Here is an 18542-nt window from a genome sequence, read left to right as displayed (position 1 = left end):
GCGCCCGGCCGGACCGCCGGTGGCCTTGGCAGACTGGGGACGTGCCCCAGACTGTGCTGCTCGCCGAAGACGACCGTGCCATCCGCCATGCCCTGGAGCGTGCCCTGTCGCTGGAGGGGTACGAGGTGACGGCGGTCGCCGACGGCGTGGAAGCGCTGGCGCAGGCCCACCGGAACCCGCCGGACGTCCTCGTCCTGGACGTGATGATGCCGGGCATCGACGGCCTCCAGGTCTGCCGGGTCCTGCGCGCCGAGGGCGACCGCACCCCGATCCTCATGCTCACCGCGCTGGTGGAGACCGCCGACCGCATCGCCGGCCTGGACGCCGGGGCGGACGACTACGTGGTCAAGCCGTTCGACGTGGAGGAGGTCTTCGCCCGGCTGCGGGCGCTGCTGCGCCGCACCGGCGCGGCGCCCCTCACCAGCGGGTCCGAGGAGCCCCCGCGGGAGACGCAGGGCTCCGACCGGCAGCTGGAGGCCGCCGGCATCCGCATGGACCTCCAGGCCCGCCGGGCCTGGCGCCGCCGGCGCGAGCTGGAACTGACCCGCACCGAGTTCGAGCTGCTGGAACTGCTGGTGCGCAACGCGGGCATCGTGCTCGACCACTCCACCATCTACGACCGCATCTGGGGTTACGACTTCGGCCCGGGCTCCAAGAACCTCGCCGTCTACGTCGGCTACCTGCGCCGCAAACTGGTCGAACCCGGCGCCCCGCAGCTGATCCACACCGTGCGGGGCGTGGGTTACGTGCTGCGGGAGGACTGAGTGGGCCGCCGCCCGTGGCTGCCGGACCGGCCCCGGCAGAAGCTGGTCTCCCTGCGCACCACCTTCGCGGTCTCGTTCGCCGCCGTCACCGCGGCCGTCACGATCCTCGTCGGCATCCTGTCGTACAACTCCGCCGCACGGCTCGTCCGCGTCGACCAGCAGTCGGTGTTCACCCAGGTCGTGCAGGACGTGCGGGACGAGGTACGGCAGCAGGCGATGGGCCCCGGGGACTTCTCCTCCTCCCGCCCCGGGCACGACCTGGTCCGCCCCGCCCGCACCGACGTCCAGGTGCTCGGCGCGCGGGGGCAGATCGTGGACCACGGCAGCCCGGTGCTGCCCGTCACCTCCGCGGACAAGGGGGCGGCGGTCGCCCGCCCGGCCGGGCAGGTCGTCCAGCACAAGGACGTCCGGGTGGACGAGGACCTGTTCCGCGTCGCCACCGTCTCGCTCGGCGACGGGCGGGGCGCGGTCCAGGTGGCGCAGGAGTTCAGCGACACCGAGGACCTGCTGCGGGCCCTCCAGCAGCGGACGCTGATCCTGATGGCGGCGGTCGTGGTGGCGGCCGGGCTGTTCGGGTGGTGGCTGGCCCGGCGGATCACCCGGCGCCTGGTGATCCTCACCTCCGCCGCCGAGGACGTCGCCCGCACCCGGCGGCTGGGCATTCAGGTGCCGGTGACCGGCCTGGACGAGGTGGGGCGGCTCGGGCGCGCCTTCGACCGGATGCTGGGGCGGCTCGCCCAGTCGGAGGAGGACCAGCGCAGGCTCGTCCAGGACGCCGGCCATGAGCTGCGCACACCGCTGACCTCCCTGCGCACCAACATCTCCCTGCTGCGCCGGATCGACGAACTCCCGCCCGCCACCCGGGAGGACCTGGTCGCCGACCTCTCCCAGGAGGCCCGGGAACTCACCGACCTGGTCAACGAGCTGGTCGACCTCGCCGCCGGGCAGTCCGACGCCGAGCCGCCGCAGCGGCTGGACCTCGCCGACCTGGCCGAGGACGTCGTCGGGCTGGCCCGGCGCCGTACCGGCCGGGACGTCGTGCTGCACACGAGCGGTGACACGACGACCGACGGGCGCCCCGGGATGCTCCAGCGGGCCATCTCCAACCTGGTCGAGAACGCGGCCAAGTTCGATCCGGACGGCAGGGCGCCGATCGAGGTCGACGTCGCCGGGCCGGCCCGGCCGGGCACCGTGCGGGTGGAGGTGCGGGACCGGGGGCCCGGGATCGCCGACGGTGACCTCGTCCGCATCTTCGACCGCTTCTACCGCGCCGCCGACGCCCGCTCCCAGCCAGGCTCGGGTCTCGGCCTGTCCATCGTGCGCGAGGTCGCGATGGCCCACGGCGGAGCGCCGTTCGCCTTCCGGCGCGAAGGCGGCGGGGCGGTCATCGGGTTCACGGTCGGGGGCGGCATGGCCGGGGGCGGCGGCTCCGGCTGACGGGCGTACGGCGGGGGCCGCACGGGCCCGGGCCGTACGGGCGGCGGGCCGCACAGGCGCGGGCCGCCGTACGGGCGGCGGGGGCACAGGCGCGGGCCGTACGGGCGGGGGGCTGAGTACGCGTACCTACCGCAGGCTGGTGGGCACGCTCATCCCCGCGGCCCGCTCGCCGCCGTAGCGTCGCCGCATGCCCGAGGAGACCACCCCGCCCGCCGCCCCGCCCGCAACCCCGCCCGCCGGCCCCGCACTCGGCGGTCCGGTGGTCCGTGCCCTCGGCGCCGGCTGTCTGGGCTGCGGCGGCCTCGTGCTCGTCGCCGTCCTGGCCCTGGTCGGCGTGCTCCTGTGGAACGCCTCGGACGGCACGGACCTGCCCCGGGTGGCGCCCCGGGAGATGGCGGACCGCGCCGTCCGGAACTCGCAGGAGGCGTACGACGTCATGGGGTTCACGCGCGCCCTGCAGCCGGGGGAGGAGCCGGGGGAGGGCGGCGCCGGCACGCGGAACACGCTGGGCGCCCAGTACTGCTACGACGGCGGTCCGCTGGGGCTGGAGGACAGGACGGTCGACGGCGCCTACGGGATGTACCACGAGTGGGCGCTGGACCAGGTGCCCGCCGGCCGGGCCGTCCCCGGTCTGCGCCGGCTGCGCCGGCGGCTGCGGGAGGACGGCTGGGACGTCTCGTCGTACCGGGAGGGCGGCAGCGGCGAGGACTGGTCGCTGTTCGTCCGGCGGGACGGCGGGGAGCGGATGTCCTTCACGTGGTCCCCGCGCCGGCGGTACTTCACGGGCGGCGCCACCGTGCCGTGCGCCTACGACCCCGGGTGGACGGCCGGCGCCGGCGGCTTCTGGAGCCCCGACTCCGCCGCCGGCTCCGTGACGCCGCCCGTCCTCGCCCCCGGGAGACTATGAACGGCCGGGCAGCGTGAGGAAGCCCTCCGCGCGGGCGCTCGCCAGACCGATCCTGGGGATGTCGCTGCTCTTGGCGAACAGCAGGAACCGGGGCTCCCACACCGGGCGGTACTTGGCGTTGGCCCGGTACAGGGACTCGATCTGCCACCAGCGGGAGAAGAAGGTGAGGGTCGAGCGCCAGACCCGCAGGACGGGTCCCGCGCCGAGACGGGCGCCGCGTTCGAAGACCGAGCGGAACATCGCGAAGTTGAGGGAGACCCGCTCGATCCCCAGCCCCTCCGCCCTGAGCAGCAGTTCGACGACCATGTACTCCATCAGGCCGTTCTCGCAGGAGCGGTCGCGGCGCATCAGGTCCAGGGACAGGCCGTGCTCTCCCCAGGGGACGAAGCTGAGCAGGGCGCGCGGTTCGCCGTCGGCGTCCCGGCACTCCAGCATCACGCAGCGGCCGTCGGCCGGGTCGCCGAGGCGGCCGAGGGCCATGGAGAAGCCGCGTTCGGCGGCGCCGTCGCGCCAGTGCTCGGCGCGGTCCACCAGGACGGCCATCTCCTCGGCGGGAATGTCCTCGTGGCGGCGGATGCGGACCGTGTAGCCGGCCCGGCGGACCCGGTTGTGGGCCTGGCGGACCACGCGCATGGCGCGGCCGTCGAGGGTGAAGTCGGCGAGGTCCACGATCGCCTCGTCACCGAGTTCGAGCGCGTCCAGACCGTGGCGGGCGTAGACCGTTCCGGCTTCCTCGCCGGCCCCCATGACGGCCGGCGTCCAGGCGTGACGGCGGGCCTCGGCGAGCCAGGCGTCGATGGCGCCGGGCCAGGCCTCGGGGTCGCCGAGCGGGTCACCGGAGGCGAGGCTGACCCCGCCGACGACCCGGTAGGCGATGGCCGCCTTGCCGCTGGGGGAGAAGATGACGGACTTGTCGCGGCGCAGGGCGAAGTAGCCGAGGGAGTCGCGGTCGCCGTGGCGGTCCAGCAGGGCACGCAGCCGGGACTCGTCCTCCGGCGCCAGCAGGCGGGCACCGCGCGGGGCGCGGAAGCAGGCGTAGAGGACGAGCAGGAAGGTGGCGGCCATCAGGACGTTGATGACCATGTCCGCCCAGCGGGGGGCCTGCACGGTGTCGACCCGGTCGGCGAGCGGGCCGACGCTGATGCCGCGCAGCAGGGTGTACGCGATCTCGTCCTTGAGGGTGGCGCCGGTGACCTTGTTCGTCGCGTGCACCAGGAAGGTGCCGAGGCCGCCGCTGACGAGGGTGCCGCCCACGCCGACGGCGAGGGCCAGGCGCGGGTTGGAGCGGTCGCCGATGGCGTCGAACTCGCGCCGGCCGATCAGCAGGGCGGCGACGAACAGGCCGGTGAGGGCGGCGGAGACCCAGTTGAAGGCGTGCTCGCGGTAGGCGGCGTGGGCCAGGGCGACGGCGTACAGGGCGAGCAGGGAGCCGGCGAGGAGGAGGTTGAACAGCCAGGCGGCTCGCTTGCGGCGGCGCATGACCACCGCGAGGAACAGGGCGAGGGCCGCCGAGCCGAGGCCCGCGGTGGCCAGGTACGGGGTGAAGTACTCGCCCGCGTTGTGCTCGTGCACCTCCTCGCGGAAGGGGAGGGACATGACCGCCGCGATGTTCAGCACGGCCAGCAGGCGCAGGTACCAGACGGTCGTCGTGGCGGCGCGGGCGCGCAGCCGGCCGGTGCCGGGGGAGGTGCGGAAGGGAGCGCGGAGGAAGCGGACCGTGCGGCCGGGGCCGCGCGGAGCGGGAACCCGGGGCGGGGTCAGGGTCGTCTGTGGTGCGGGCATGTGGAGTGGTCACCCCTGGGGACGGGGACGGGGCGGCGCGGGTCCTGCGGTCGGCAGGCGAGCGGGCGCGCGGGCGTACGGGGATTCGTACAGCCAACCCACAGCGTCTCATTCCCGGCGGCCGGCGCCGAATTGGGCCGCCCCGGACCGGCACCGCCGAGCGGAGCCGCCGTCGGCCGTCGCAGCGGCGGCCGTGCTGAGATCAGGTGCTGGTGCGGGTGTTCTTGCTGGTGATGGTGCTGCTGCCGGTGCCGCGCCGGGCCGCCGTGAGCAGCCAGGCCAGGTTGCCCACCGCCGCTCCCGCGGCCACTGTGGCGACGATCACCCCGCCCGTCGCGAGGCCGTCGCTGAACAGGTGCGGGCGCCGGTCCAGGCTGTGCAGACCGAAGCCGCACAGCTCGTACACGCCGACGGCGGCGATGCCCAGACTGACGACCAGCACGGTCAGCGTCGGCGCGAGGCCGCGCGCACAGACCTCCGTGCCGAGTTCCGTCTCCGTGATGTCCTGCATGCGTCCCCCGTTGAACAGGCTTGTGAACAGCCCGGTAGGGGCTGGCGGTTGGGAACCCTACAATACGTAGGGTTGATCGGGTTCGACGCCGCGTGCTCACTCCGCCGTGTCCCGCCGGGTGCGGCGGGCGTAGGCCCGGGCCGCGCGGGCGCGGTCGCCGCACCGGATGGAGCACCAGTGGCGGCGGCCGTGGCGCAGCAGGTAGCGGTTGCAGGGCGGGGAACCGCAGGCGGTGAGGCGTTCCGCGTCCGGCCCGGTCAGCAGGTCGGCGGCGTCGGCGGCGAGGGCGGCGAGCGCGTGCTCGACGATCTGGGTGGTGGGGTGGGCCGCGGCCCGGTACAGGCCCCGGTCCGGTGACCAGTGCAGCAGCGAGGCGGCCGGGGCGAGGGTGAGCGCGTGGTTGAGGGCGGCGAGCGCCTCGGCCGGGGCCGGGTGGGCGTCGGTCCGGGCGGCGAGCAGCGCGCGGACCTGTTCGCGCAGGGCGCGCAGCCTGCCGGCGCAGGTCTCGCCCAGGTCGGCGGCGTCCGGGGCGAGGCCGCGGGCCGCCAGCCAGTGCCGGGCGGCGGACGGAGTGTCCAGGAGATCCGCCGACTGGCCACCCGGAAGGGTGAGTGCGGTGTTGGCGAGGTCGAGGGCGGGGTGCTGTTCGGCACCGGGGGCGGGCGGCAGCGGCGGCTCGGCCCGCCGCTGCGCAGGTCGCCCCGTGGGTGGTCGCTCCGCGGGCCGTTCCGCAGGCCGCGTGGGCCGTTCCGCAGGCCGCTCCGTCCGGCTGTGCAGGGGCCGGCCCTCGCGCGGCCTCATGAGTGCCTCGTCGCCGTCTCTCACGCGTCTCATGCTAGGGCTTGCACCTATCCGTGAGAAGCGACCAGCGTCTCTCATGGATGAACTCGCATCTTTCCATGAGGTGAGCCGAATGCGGATACCCGTCCAGGTCCTCGGCGGCCCCACCGTCCTCATCGAGTACGGCGGCCTTCGCTTCCTCACCGACCCGACTTTCGACGACCCCGGCGACTACCCGGCGCCCAGCGGCCGGGTCCTCACCAAGACCGCTCCGCCCCGCACCCCCCTCGCCGGACTCGGCCCCGTCGACGTCGTCCTGCTCTCCCACGACCAGCACGCCGACAACCTCGACCACTCCGGCCGCGCGCTGCTCGCCGGCGTCCCGCGCACCTTCACCACCCCCGCGGCGGCCGGCCGGCTCGGCGGCACCGCCGAGCCCCTCACCCCCTGGCAGTCCGTGGACCTGCCCCGTCCCGACGGCGGCACGCTCACCGTGACCGCCGCCCCCGCCCTGCACGGCCCCGAGGGCTCCCAGCCGATCGTCGGCGAGGTCACCGTCTTCCTGCTGACCGCCGCCGACCTGCCCACCGTCTACATCAGTGGCGACAACGCCTCCCTGGACCTGGTCAAGGAGATCGCCGCCCGGTACGCCCCCGTCGACACCGCCGTCCTCTTCGCCGGCGCGCCCCGCCTGCCGGTCCTCGACGACGCCCTCCTCGTCCTCGACGGCACCGGCACGGCCACCGCCGCCCGCCTCCTCGAGGCCCGCCGCGTCGTCCCGGCCCACTGCGACAGCTGGGCGCACTTCACCGAGACCCGGGACGACGTGGTGCGGGCGTTCGAGGCGGCGGGGCTGGCGGACCGCCTGCAAGGGGACTGACCGACGGCTCACCGCGCCCTTTCCCGCAGGAACAGCGCGCTGGTGAGGGTGCCCAGCAGCACGAGGGCCGCGTTCAGCGCGATCGCGGTCTTCAGACCGCCCAGGACGGCCAGGGTGCCCGTGCCGGTCATGGCGGCGGTGGCGACGGCGCTCATCACGGGCGTGCCCAGGGTGATGCCGATCTGCTGGGTCATCGTCGCGAGACCGGTGGCCAGGCCCTGTTCGTCGTCGGCCAGACCGGACGTGGCGGTCACCATGAAGCCGACGATGACCAGCATGTTGCCCACACCGCCCGCGAAGGTCGCGGCCAGCAGCAGCCAGAGCGAGGAGGAGTCGGCGCCGAGCCCCAGCAGGGCCGCCGTGAACACCGTCTGGACGAGGCCGCCGGCCAGGAGTGCCCGGGTGGCGCCGAGCCGGCCGATCAGCCGCGGGGCGAGGGTGCCGCCCACGACGGTCCCCGCGCCCAGCACGCCGAACGACAGCCCGGCGGCCAGCGGGGAGAAGCCGAGCACCTCCTGGAGGTAGAGGGTCAGCAGGAACACCAGGGACGTCTCGGTGAGGAACGCGATCAGACCGGCGGCATTGCCCCAGGCCACCGACCGCCTGCCGAGCACGCTCGGCGGCACCAGCGGGGCGGCCACCCGGCGTTCGACAGCGGCGAACAGGAGCAGCAGCGCCGCGCCGGCCGCCAGCGGCAGCAGCGTGGCAGGCGCCCCCCAGCCGTGCTCACCGGCCTGGGTCAGGCCGAGGATGACGGCCAGCAGCCCGAGGGTGACCGTGACGGCCCCCGGCACGTCCAGCTCCGGCCGCTGTGCGGGCCGGGACTCGGCGATGACCGTGGGCGCGACGAGCAGCACGGCGAGTGCCACCGGAACGTTGACGAAGAAGGCCCACCGCCAGGACAGCAGGTCCGTCAGCAGGCCGCCGAGGATCGCGCCCGTGGTGAAACCGGCCGACATCAGCGCCCCGTTGAGGCCGAGCGCCTTCTCCCGCAGCGGGCCCTCGGGGAAGGACGTCGTCAGCAGCGAGAGCCCGGCCGGGGTCACCGCGGCGGTGGCCAGCCCCTGGAACACCCGGGCCGTGATGAGCACCTCCGGGCTCTGTGCCAGTCCGCCCGCCAGCGAGGCCGCGCCGAGGACGACGAGACCGCCGAGGAACAGCCGACGGCGCCCGAAGAGATCGGCGACCCGCCCGAACAGCAGGGTGAACCCCGCCGCGCACAGGGCGAACGCCGTGCCGATCCACTGCAGACGGCCGAGCGGGAAGCCCAGACCGGCGCCGATCACCGGCAGGGCCACGTTCAGGATGGAGAAGTCCACGGCCAGCATGAACTGGGCCGCGAGCAGCAGCACCAGCACCAGGCGCAGCCGGGGGGTCAGGGCGGCGGGTGTGCCGGCCGGTTGTGTCGCTACGACGGACATGACGAGGTGGTCCCCTCTGGGTGACGGAGCTCGAGCGGCGGAAGTCGCCGGACCCGAGACTCGTCCGGCCGCGCCGCCCCAGCCAGCACCCCCGTGCGACCGGTCGGCGCGAGGGTGGTCATCCCACGACCACCCTCGGGCCTGCCGTCCGCGCGGCCCGGCGGGCAGGATGGACGACGACCGCCCTACGACCCGGAGGCAGCCATGGACGCCCCGTCCGAGCTGGGAGAGTTCCTCAAGTCCCGCCGTGCCGCGGTACGGCCGGAGGACGTCGGCCTCACGACCGCGCCGGAGCGCCGCCGGGTGGCCGGGCTGCGCCGCGAGGAACTGGCCCTGCTCGCGGGCGTCAGCATCACCCACTACACCCGGCTCGAACAGGGCCGCGCGACCGGTGTCTCCGACTCCGTGCTGGACGCCGTCGCCCGCACCCTGCGGCTCACCGAGGACGAGACCGACCACCTCAGGGACCTGGCCCGCCCCGCCCTCCGGTGCCGCCCGGCCGCGCCCCGCGCCGAGCAGGCCACCCCGTCGGCCCGTCAGCTGCTCGCGGCCATGACGGACATACCCGCCCTCATCCTGGACCGGCGGGGCGACGTCCTGGCCTGGAACCGGCTCGGCCACGTCCTGCTCGCCGGGCACCTGCCCTGGGAAAGCCCGAAGACGCCCGCGGCGCGGCCGAACCTGATCCGGATGCTGTTCCTGGACGAGCGGTACCGGGAGCGGTACGCCGACTGGAAGGAGGAGGCGCACCTCGCGGTCGCCTCGCTGCGCCTGGTCGCCGGCCGGCACCCCGACGACCGGGCGCTGGCCGAGCTGATCGGCCGGCTGTCCATCCTGAGCGACGAGTTCACCGCGCTCTGGGCCCGGCACCCGGTCCGCACCTGCACCTCGGGGCGGAAGTCGCTGCACCATCCGGAGGTCGGCCCACTGGAGCTGAGCTTCGAGAACCTGACCCTGCCGGGCTCGGCGGGCCAGCGCCTCATCACCTACACGGCCGAGCCCGGCACCCCGTCGGACGCGGCCCTGCGCCTGCTGGCCAGTACGGCCGCCCCCGCCCTCCCCGCGCACCTGCCGCTCCCGCGCGGCTGACGGGCCGCCGCCGCGGCCCGTACGGCCCGCCCTGCCCGGAGGCCTCCGCGACGGCCTTCTTGTTAAAGTGACAGGAACCCAAGTACCGTTGTCGGCATGCAAGCTGACGTGTGGTCACCACCGCCTGTGCTACTGACGGTTGATCTCGTGATCCTGACGCTGCGTGAGGGGCGGCTGTGTGTCCTGCTCGTGGAGCGGGGCGAAGATCCGTTTCGGGGGATGCCGGCTCTGCCCGGCGGATTCCTCAATCACGCCGGTGAGGAGATCCTGGACGCCGCCCACCGTGAGCTGAGTGAGGAGACCTCGCTGGCCGCCGGATGGGTCCATCTCGAGCAGCTGGCCACCTACGGGGACGCGGGCCGTGATCCACGGGGACGAGTCGTCTCCGTGGCCCACTTGGCGATCGCGCCGGGACTGCCCGAACCGGTCGCGGGCACGGATGCCATGGATGCCGCGTGGATGCCCGCGGAAGCCGTCCTGTCCGGTCAGGTGGAACTGGCCTTCGATCACCGCCGGATCGTGACGGACGGAGTCGAACGCGCGCGCACCAAACTCGAATTCTCGGCACTGGCCACGGCATTCTGCGGAGAACTCTTCACCATAGCCGAGTTGCAGAAGGTGTACGAAGCGGTTTGGGGCACCGAACTCGACACCCGTAATTTCTACCGGAAAGTCCAGGCCGTAAAGGGATTCATCGTGCCCGCCGGCTCGGGACGCAGGACCACGGGCGGACGGCCCGCGCGGCTGTACCGGGCCGGGCCGAAGACGGTGTTGTCCCCACCGCTGACCCGACCTGTGCCGTCCACGGCGGAAGAGGACACGAGAGAGGAAGGGGAATAGATGTCGAAGGACCTGGTGGTGATTCTCACCGCCCTCAATCTCGAATACGAGGCCGTGCGCCGGAAACTGGCCGGTCCACAGGTGCACCGCCATGAGCGGGGGACGCGGTTCGAGGTGGGAACCGTGCAGGGCACTTCCTGCCGTGTCGCGCTCGGCCTGACGAACAAGGGGAATCATTCGGCCGCGGTGATCGCTGAGCGCGCGATCCAGGAGTTCTCGCCGGTGGCCGTGTTGTTCGTGGGCGTGGCCGGTGCCCTGTGGGACACCGCCAGGCTGGGCGACGTGGTGATGGCGACACACGTGTACGCCTACCAGGGCGGGACCAGCGAGGACGACGGACTCAAGAGCCGTCCCCGGGTGTGGGAGACGGCGCACGGCATCAGCCAGCTCGGCTCGCATCTGGCTCGCGTGAACGACTGGGCCGACGACACGCCCGGTCATGGGCGCGTGCCGCAGGTGCGCTTCGGCGCGATCGCCGCCGGCGAGGTCGTACAGAACTCGAGGGTCTCGGCCGAGGCGCGCTGGATCCGGCAGCACTACAACGACGCGCTCGCGATCGAGATGGAGGCCGCCGGTGTGGCACAGGCCGGTCATCTCAACGGGGCGCCGGTGGCCATCATCCGGGGCATCAGCGACCGGGCGGACGGCACGAAGAGCAGCGCGAAGGACCGTAACTGGCAGCCACGGGCCGCGGCGAACGCGGCGGCATTCGCCACCCGGCTGGCCGTGGAACTGGTGGGAGAACAGGAGCAGATCGCGATGTCCCAGGCGGACGGGGCCCGTACGGCCGACAGACTCGAAGAGCGAGTCAGCAACACCGCCCACAACAGCACCGTGGGCATCATGGCCGGCTCGGTCAGGGGAAGCAGCGTCCACGTGAACGCGGACCCGAAGGTGACCGGCCCGGCGGACCTCGTCGCGGAACTGGACGGATTCCGCGAGCACCTGAAGCGTCACCACGCCGAGGGCGCCCTCGACGACGACACCCACCGAGAGGCACTGTCCGAGCTGGACTCTGCCCGCCGGGCGGCGAGGGAGAACACTCCCGAGGCGCCCAGGAGGGCGACCATGGCACTCAAGAGGTTACGCGGCCTGATCGCGGACTCTCCCGAACTGGCGGCCAGGCTGGCACCACTGGTCGTGGCGGCGGGTGACTTGTCGTGAACGACGGCAGCGCTGTCACGCACAATTCGGCCGCGTACGGCTCCACCGTCGGAATCCAGGCCGAGACCGTACACAATTCCAACGTCTACTTCGTCCATCCGGATGCATCGCCTCAGGAGAAGTACAAGGTCGGTGTGCGGTACCTGGAGGACGGCGTCCCCAGCCGTGCTCGCGACATGATCAGTGAGGCGATCGCCAACGGACACGACAACGCGGAGGTCCGTTTCCACTGGGTGCTGGCCATGCTCAGTGGACGCGCCTACGACGACCTCGGCACCGATGAGCTCCAGCGGCTGCAGCGCGCCTCCGGGCTCCTAGGGACCTATCCCGAGGGAGAGTGGAAAGACGCTCTGCGTGTCGCGTTCGAACTGCTGGCCATGCTCAGCACCCCGGACGGCGAGACAGGACGCGTCCTGGAGCGGCTGCGAGCCCTGTCACCCAGCCTGCGTGACACGATCCTCCACCACCTCGACCTCGTACTCACCGGAGGGCTGAAGGACAGCCTGTGGGCCGAGAACCGCGAGCGGGCCGAGGCGGCCCGCTTCGGCAACGGCCGGGTCCAGCGGGTGTGGGCCTATTTCGAACCCGACCCCATCGGGCCACGGGCCCTGCCGCCCCGCCCGAGCATCGCTGCCGCCGCCCGGGAGGCCCTCCCGCTCCGAGCCGGCCTGTTCGTCGTCACCACCGCATTCCTCTGCGTCCTGTCCCTGGTCGCGGACCCGGCCGCGGCAGCCGTCGAGTTGCTGGTGGCGCTCGGTGCGGGCCTGACCGCGGCTCACTTCGGCCGCCGGTGGTGGCTCCAGGAACATCGGCTGAAGACCAAGAAGCGCGTGTTCCAGGTCCCGCACCCGCGCGATCCCGCCTCCGCCGGGGACGGGTTCACCAACCAGGTCCGTCACTCGTTCGACCACTACTTCAGCGTCCGCGTGCCGTACGGACTCGCCCCGTACGAATGGCTCGGTCTCACCGTCGACATCCGCGAAAGCCTCGCCGCCGAGATCGCGGTTCTCTACCGCGAGAGCCGAATCGGCGTGGACCGGGTCAACTGGCTGATCCGCCATCTCGCCGAGGATGCCCGGGACCGCCACAGCAAAGGAACCCTGTTCGATCACCACCACCAGGACCAGACGCCGGCGGGGGCGAAGGCGCTGTGCGTGGTCGCCCTCGGCGCTCTCGGCGTCATGACTCTGGCCCTGCTCGGAACGGTGGCCTCAGGTGCCGGCGCGTCGCTGCTGCTGCCGGCCGTCGTGGCCGTGGCCGGCGCGGTCTGGTCCGGACGCGCGGCCGGGGCCGCGTGGCTGGAGGCCCGGGGTGAGGACCACCGACTGGCCGAGGAGACCAGGGAATACCAGGAGCAGCTGGCCGCGCGCCAAGCCGCCTACCAGAACTGGAAGTCGTTCCTGGAGGCCACGCGACCCAGTGAGCAGGAAATGGAGACCTGGCTCGCTTCCGACAAGACGCTGTTCGTCGACGAAGCACTTCACCACTACCAGCTCACCTGGCGCGATCTGATCACCCACACCATCCTGGTGACACCCGCGCGGCCCTACAAGCGAGGGCGTGTGAAGGGCGGCCCCTGGCGGTACTCGCGCTACAGCTTCCGTCTTTTCCTGGTCACACAGGATGGCGTTCGTGAGGTCAGCTCGGAATTCGACTTCACCGACGCCAAACGCGGGAACCGGCAGCGAAGCAACTACCGGTTCGACGCGCTGTCCTCCGTGCAGGTCACGGAACGCAGCGAGACCGGCTACGACCTGGAGCTCTTCCTCACCAACGGGCCGGCCAGGAACATCCGTGTCAAAGACGCCGACGCCCATCAACTCGCGCCGGACGAGAACGCCCAGGAGATCGCCGAAATCAACCTGGATGCGGCTGGTTTCATCCACACCTTCCGCCTCCTGGAGGGAATCGCGGCGGACGGAAAGGGTTGGATCGAACGAAACAACCCCAAAAACCTGCCGTCCTTCCATGCCGTCGGCTGAGTCTCCCGGGCGCCGGAGCGGGCAGGGGCCGGAACACCGGAGCCCTGCCCGCCCACACACCAGCACAGCCGGGACCCGAGCTTAGGAAGGGCCGTGGCCACCACAGAAGACGTCACCGAGAGCAGACTGCTGCTGGCCGAGTACGACCGCATCAAGGAGGAGCAGAACACCCGGATAGGGTTCCGTGACAACCTGCTCTACTTCACGCTCGCCGCGTCCACCGCGGTCCTGGCGATCGCCGTCCAGAGCGGCCAGGCCCGACTGCTGCTCGCCGTCCCCGTGATCTGCCTGGTCCTGGGCTGGACCTACCTGGTCAACGACGAGAAGATCTCGACGATCGGCTGCTACATCCGCGACCGGCTGGGCCCGCGGCTGGCCGAGCTCAGCGGCGCCCACGGCGCGGTGTTCGGCTGGGAGACCTACCACCGCGACGATGCGACCCGCACCACGCGCAAGCGACTGCAGACCGCTGTGGACCTGTTCACGTACCTGGCCTTGCCGATGATCTGCGTGACCGCGTTCTGGTGCTCTCCCGCCGCCCAGCCCCTGCTCGTGACCGTCTCCCTCACACAGACACTCGCCCTGGCCGTACTGGGCTGGCAGTTCCTGCGCTATACGGAACGGTGACGTCGCTCCGCGGCCCCGCTTCAGGTTCGATGCAAAGGCTGATGCCCCGCCTCATGCAGCCGGTGTGAGAAGTCCTGCCACTCGTGCAGCGATTGGGGGTGGTGGGGCGCTGACCTGGAGTTTCTCGGCGAAAACTGTGTTGACCTGTGGAAACTCCTCTCGGGAGTTCTCACGGGTCAACGCCGTTTCCCGGGCTCATGTGCCCTGGATGTGCCCTGGAACGCCCCCCGCGGGTTGTGCCCGAGCTGGAGCGGTCGAGCCGCTCCAGCTGCGTGGCTGAGGTCGCCTGTGCTGCCGAAGCGCCCTATCTACGACACCCGCTTTCAGCGGATGAGCACATTCATCATTCGTTGGGCGGTTCGCCCGAACAGCGGTGTAGCGGAGCTCCTTCGAAGCCGGGGCCGCAGCCGTTCCCTGCCAGCCATTCACGACACCCGCTTGTGTCTGACGGCGGACACCGCCCATACCCCGGTTTGGAGTTCATCAAGGACACAGACCGAGGCGGCGACGTAGCTGTGACGTACGGCACGGTCACTTTCCGGTCAGTCGCGCTCCGGGGCTGCGTCAAGATTCCGTGACCAGGCAAGATCGCGACTATCTTGCCCGGGTTGCTTCTGTTACGGATGGAGGTGGCAGGGGCACTACAAGCCAGCGGCCTGAGGGGCTGACTGTAGGGGGGAGGACTCGGTGGCCGACAACACGGGGGATCCGCAAGCAACTGCGGCTGCGCTGGAATCGGCGGCCGGCGCGCTTGCTGCGTCCGGTATCGGTCCGATCGCCGGTATCGGCGCCGTCATGGCCCGGGAGCTGCGGGTCGAGGCCGAAACGCTGACGAGCTTCAAGAACCGGGTGAACGACCTTCTGACTCGGCTGGAGAAGTCGAAGGCCGCCCCGCACAGGATCGCGGACAGCACCTTGCCGACGGGGCGGTTGGGAAACTTCGACGAAGCCGACGCGCTCCACAGCGCCTACAACCAGGTGCATGCCCAACTGGAGAACCTCTCCAAGATGCTGGCGCTGCAGATCGAGGGGCTGATGGTCACGGTCGACGCGTCGAAGACCAACTATCACAATCTTGACGACGACGTTCGAGATCGCCTGCACCGCATTCGCGTCGAGGTCAACAAGCTGACTGCCGATCAGGCTCGGCCAGAGGGACACGCTGACGGTGGAGCAGGCGGATCCGGCCAGAGCGGGCATGGGGCAGCGCCGGACTCGCAGGCAGGTGGCCTGTGATGTCCGTGCTGATGAGACAGTGCAACGGGATGGTCGCGGCACGGAAGGCGGTGGGATTCCATGTCTGACTTTGCCGGCCGCATGTGGGAGACGGTCAAGCAGGAGCGGTTTCTGGTTCAGGACCCGGAACAGCTGTGGGCCATGGTCGAGTCGGCTGACGGGCCGACGGTCAGCGGCCTTGGTGACCTGCTGACGGAGGCCGCCAAGACGATCAAGGAGATCGGTGGCGATCTGCTGAACCACAGTCTGGCGGTCGAGTGGGAAGGCGAGGGGGGCGAGGCGTTCCGGACCTGGTGCAACCAAGCAGCGCTGACCACACTGAGCCTGGGGGACTACAGCGAGAACGCGGGCAAGTGGCTCGGCCACGCGGCGGACACGCTGCACGAGGTCAAGCCGCAGCTTGAGCTGCTGCGGAACCAGAGTGTCAGCGCGCGCTCGGTGCTCGACGCGCATACGGCGAAGGCGACGGACGTCGGCAGCCACGACGGCGGTCCGTCGGATTCCGCGGTGACGAAGGCCAAGACCCAGTACGCCAACACCCGTGCCGAGGCTGGCGGGCTGATGATGAAACTTGCCCAGTCATACACGGCATCGACAGAGCAGATCCACGCGGTGGAGGCGCCGAAGTTTCCGGAGCTGCCCAAGCAGTTCGTGCCGACCACGTTCTACGGCACCACGCCCGTCGACGTTCCCTCCGGTCATGGGACTGCAGCCCGGGGCGTGGCCACGCCCCGGGTCGGCCAAGGCGTCGCCACGCCAGAGAGGCCACCTGGGCACGAAGCGAGGGCGGGAGGAAGCTCAGGAGGCACGAGCCCGGCACCGCAACCGTCCGTGCGGCACCACGCGACGGACGTGCCGGACGTGCCGGACGTGCCCGACACGCTGCCGCGCCACGTGCCAGACCCAACGAACACCACGATTGACAGCGTCAAAACTCTGCCGTCCCCTCCGGCGGTTCCGTCTTCGCCCTCGACGCCGCCCGACGGACCAAGCGGACCTGCCGGCCGGACACCGTCGACAACCGTGCCGCTTCCGCCTCCATTCGGGGCAGGAACGACGCTGCCGCCTGATGTCCGGGGAGGCGGTGGACGTCCCGTGTACGAGGGCCGGGGCCCCCTGGCCACGCCGTCCGGGCCGGGCACGTCCACAAGTCCGCGCGTCCCGGGACGCGGACTCTCTGGGCCCTTCGGCCCTGGCGCGACCGGCGACCAGCCCGGTGCTGGTCGCGGGCCGATTGGCTCCCCGTCGGCCAGAGGGGGCAACGGCGTCACCGGCGGTCGCCCTGTATCGCCGCCGGCAGGACGGCCTTCCGGTGCGCTTCCGCGGGGCAACGTCATCGGCGGCACTCCGAACCAGGAGCAACCTTCCAGGGGCCGCGGTGCTGTACCGGGCCGTCCTTCTGCTGGCTCCACGCCGGCCCGTGGCAACAACCGCACATCGGAGGGTGAGGGCGCGGCGAGGGGACGAATGCCTGCCTCGTCGAACGGCATCGTCGGGGGACAGCCCAGACCATCCCGAGACCGCGGACGGGCAGGGTTCACCTCGCGAAGCGTTCGGCCCGTGAGCGAAACTCCTGCAGACGAGCAAACGCCGCGACGTGGTGGACCACCCCGGAATGCCTCCAAACCTGCCATGAACCGCGATGACCGCTCCGCTCGCGACAGGCGCTCCGGCAGCCGTGCGAACGGTCAGGGAGAGGACAGGGATCACCGGGCAGAGGACAGGGATGACCAGCCAGAGGAGAGGGAGAGCCGCCCGACCCCGCCGCCCCTGCCCAAAGGGCCTGACGACATATAGGACGAGAAGGATGACCATGCGCAGCCGCAGCAAGCAGACCAGATGGCACGGACGGGCTGTGTCCGCAGCCCTCGGAGTCGTGTTGGCGAGCTTGGCCGTCCCTCCCGCGCACGCCGACACGGTCCGCGAGCGGCAGTGGTACCTCGATGCCATGCACGCCGAGCAGATGTGGAAGACCAGCACGGGCAAGGGCATCACGGTGGCCGTGATCGATACCGGAGTGCAGGCCGACATCCCCGACCTGCGCGGCCATGTTGTGGCAGGCAAGGACTTCTCCAAGCGGGCCGACGACGAACGCACGGACTACGACGGTCATGGCACTGGCATGGCTGTCCTCATCGCCGGCACTGGAGGCAGAGGTGCCACCACCGGCTCGTACGGTCTGGCCCCCGGCGCGAAGATCATGCCGATCCGCATCCCGGGTTTCATCGAGCGCAACCGCACCGACGGAAATCAGGACGATTTCCCCACGAGCGTTGCGAAGGCCATCCGGTTCGCGGCCGATTCGGACGCCCAGATCATCAACATCTCGCAGGGGAGTGCCGAAAATTCTCGGGCGCTGACGGAGGCGGTCGCCTATGCGCTGTCCAAGGGGAAGGTGATCTTCGCTGCTGTGGGCAATGACGGAGACACCGTCAATGAGGTCAACTATCCGGCGGCCACTCCGGGTGTGGTGGGGGTCGGGGCGATCGACAGAAACGTCAAGGCTACGAAGGAGTCCGAGCACGGCTCCCAGGTGGACGTGGTCGCGCCGGGCGAGGACATCATCTCCGCCTGCCTCGAAAGCAAGAGCGGCGTCTGCGACTCGCACGGTACCAGCGACGCCAGCGCCCTTGCCTCCGCCTCCGCCGCCCTGATCTGGTCCAAGCACCCGAACTGGACCAACAACCAGGTCCTGCGGGTCATGCTCAACACCGCGAGCAAGCCGACGAGCGGCAAGGAACGCACCGACCACATCGGCTATGGCGCCGTCCGCCCCCGCATCGCGCTGACCGACCCCGGCAACCCCGGCCCGGCCGACGTCTACCCGCTGCCCGACTTCAAGCAAGCGGCGTCCAAGGCACCCAACGGGTCGGCCACGGCATCCGCCAAGGACGAAAGCAGCCCATCGGCAGCAGCATCTGCATCTACCGATGATGGCTCTGTACTGCCATGGATTCTCGGGGGCGCTGGAGTTGCAGTGCTTGCCGGTGGATTTCTCACCGCTGGAGCTGTGCGCAGGCGCCGGCGTTCGGCGGCGGCAGTCCAGACTCACGCAGCCGCGCCGCTGGGACCGGGGCAGACGCCGGGGTATGGAGACAGCAACTACGGGGGGAGGCCGTGAG

Annotated in this window: 16 protein-coding genes; 11 read left to right on the top strand and 5 right to left on the bottom strand. The window is 71.4% G+C overall.

Annotation, left to right across the window (positions count from 1 at the left end; genetic code table 11):
* Window positions 1-41: 41 nt before the first annotated feature.
* From AB0B40_RS05755 to AB0B40_RS05745, 3 genes are all read left to right on the top strand, one after another.
* On the top strand, window positions 42-764 hold the full coding sequence (locus tag AB0B40_RS05755; protein WP_345057344.1) for a response regulator transcription factor: 723 nt from the start codon (window positions 42-44) through the stop codon (window positions 762-764).
* Window positions 765-2201: a HAMP domain-containing sensor histidine kinase gene (locus AB0B40_RS05750; RefSeq protein WP_345057346.1), complete on the top strand. Its 1437-nt coding sequence runs from the start codon at window positions 765-767 to the stop codon at window positions 2199-2201.
* A 187-nt stretch (window positions 2202-2388) separates the two neighbouring features.
* Window positions 2389-3108: a hypothetical protein gene (locus AB0B40_RS05745; RefSeq protein WP_345057348.1), complete on the top strand. Its 720-nt coding sequence runs from the start codon at window positions 2389-2391 to the stop codon at window positions 3106-3108.
* On the opposite strand, the gene AB0B40_RS05740 is transcribed toward AB0B40_RS05745, so the two are convergent.
* The 3 genes from AB0B40_RS05740 to AB0B40_RS05730 form a co-directional block, all read right to left on the bottom strand.
* Window positions 3103-4890: a phosphatidylglycerol lysyltransferase domain-containing protein gene (locus tag AB0B40_RS05740; protein WP_345057350.1), complete on the bottom strand. Its 1788-nt coding sequence runs from the start codon at window positions 4888-4890 to the stop codon at window positions 3103-3105. The genes AB0B40_RS05745 and AB0B40_RS05740 overlap by 6 nt on opposite strands.
* Window positions 4891-5092: 202 nt before the next feature.
* On the bottom strand, window positions 5093-5401 hold the full coding sequence (locus AB0B40_RS05735; protein ID WP_345057352.1) for a hypothetical protein: 309 nt from the start codon (window positions 5399-5401) through the stop codon (window positions 5093-5095).
* Window positions 5402-5497: 96 nt separating this feature from the next.
* Entirely contained in the window at window positions 5498-6235 is a 738-nt protein-coding gene (locus tag AB0B40_RS05730; protein WP_362263081.1) for an ABATE domain-containing protein, read from the bottom strand.
* A 79-nt stretch (window positions 6236-6314) separates the two neighbouring features.
* Here AB0B40_RS05730 and AB0B40_RS05725 point away from each other — a divergent pair, with 79 nt between their 5' ends.
* Window positions 6315-7061, top strand: a complete 747-nt coding sequence (locus tag AB0B40_RS05725; RefSeq protein ID WP_345057356.1) for an MBL fold metallo-hydrolase — start codon at window positions 6315-6317, stop codon at window positions 7059-7061.
* Window positions 7062-7069: 8 nt separating this feature from the next.
* Here AB0B40_RS05725 and AB0B40_RS05720 read toward each other — a convergent pair whose 3' ends face one another.
* Window positions 7070-8482, bottom strand: coding sequence for an MFS transporter (locus tag AB0B40_RS05720; RefSeq protein WP_362263077.1), 1413 nt, complete (start codon window positions 8480-8482; stop codon window positions 7070-7072).
* Window positions 8483-8686: 204 nt separating this feature from the next.
* On the opposite strand from AB0B40_RS05720, the gene AB0B40_RS05715 reads away from it, so the two are divergent.
* The 6 genes from AB0B40_RS05715 (at window position 8687) to AB0B40_RS05690 (ending at window position 15420) form a co-directional block, all read left to right on the top strand.
* Complete coding sequence (locus AB0B40_RS05715; protein WP_362263075.1) at window positions 8687-9571, top strand: helix-turn-helix transcriptional regulator; 885 nt, start codon at window positions 8687-8689, stop codon at window positions 9569-9571.
* Window positions 9572-9667: 96 nt separating this feature from the next.
* Window positions 9668-10411: an NUDIX hydrolase gene (locus tag AB0B40_RS05710; RefSeq protein WP_345057362.1), complete on the top strand. Its 744-nt coding sequence runs from the start codon at window positions 9668-9670 to the stop codon at window positions 10409-10411.
* Window positions 10412-11575, top strand: coding sequence for a 5'-methylthioadenosine/S-adenosylhomocysteine nucleosidase (locus tag AB0B40_RS05705; RefSeq protein ID WP_345057364.1), 1164 nt, complete (start codon window positions 10412-10414; stop codon window positions 11573-11575).
* The gene (locus AB0B40_RS05700) at window positions 11572-13557 is read left to right on the top strand and encodes a hypothetical protein (protein ID WP_362263071.1); all 1986 of its coding nucleotides are present in this window, start codon (window positions 11572-11574) and stop codon (window positions 13555-13557) included. The genes AB0B40_RS05705 and AB0B40_RS05700 overlap by 4 nt, the downstream gene beginning before the upstream one ends.
* Window positions 13558-13650: 93 nt before the next feature.
* Window positions 13651-14184: a hypothetical protein gene (locus tag AB0B40_RS05695; RefSeq protein WP_345057368.1), complete on the top strand. Its 534-nt coding sequence runs from the start codon at window positions 13651-13653 to the stop codon at window positions 14182-14184.
* A 687-nt stretch (window positions 14185-14871) separates the two neighbouring features.
* Window positions 14872-15420, top strand: a complete 549-nt coding sequence (locus tag AB0B40_RS05690) for a hypothetical protein (protein WP_362263068.1) — start codon at window positions 14872-14874, stop codon at window positions 15418-15420.
* A gap of 332 nt (window positions 15421-15752) precedes the next feature.
* Here AB0B40_RS05690 and AB0B40_RS05685 read toward each other — a convergent pair whose 3' ends face one another.
* Window positions 15753-16082 carry a hypothetical protein gene (locus AB0B40_RS05685; RefSeq protein WP_362263065.1) on the bottom strand — a complete coding sequence of 110 codons (330 nt, stop codon included), beginning with the start codon at window positions 16080-16082 and terminating at the stop codon, window positions 15753-15755.
* Window positions 16083-17227: 1145 nt separating this feature from the next.
* Between AB0B40_RS05685 and mycP the strand changes: the two genes are divergently transcribed.
* A complete protein-coding gene (gene mycP, locus AB0B40_RS05680; RefSeq protein WP_362263062.1) occupies window positions 17228-18541 on the top strand; it encodes a type VII secretion-associated serine protease mycosin in 1314 nt (437 codons plus the stop codon).
* The last annotated feature ends 1 nt before the right edge of the window (window position 18542 follow it).

Origin of the sequence: Streptomyces sp. NPDC042638 (assembly GCF_040647235.1) — a bacterium.
GTDB classification, from domain to species: Bacteria; Actinomycetota; Actinomycetes; order Streptomycetales; family Streptomycetaceae; genus Streptomyces; species Streptomyces rameus.
This window is presented reverse-complemented; position numbering and strand designations above follow the sequence as displayed.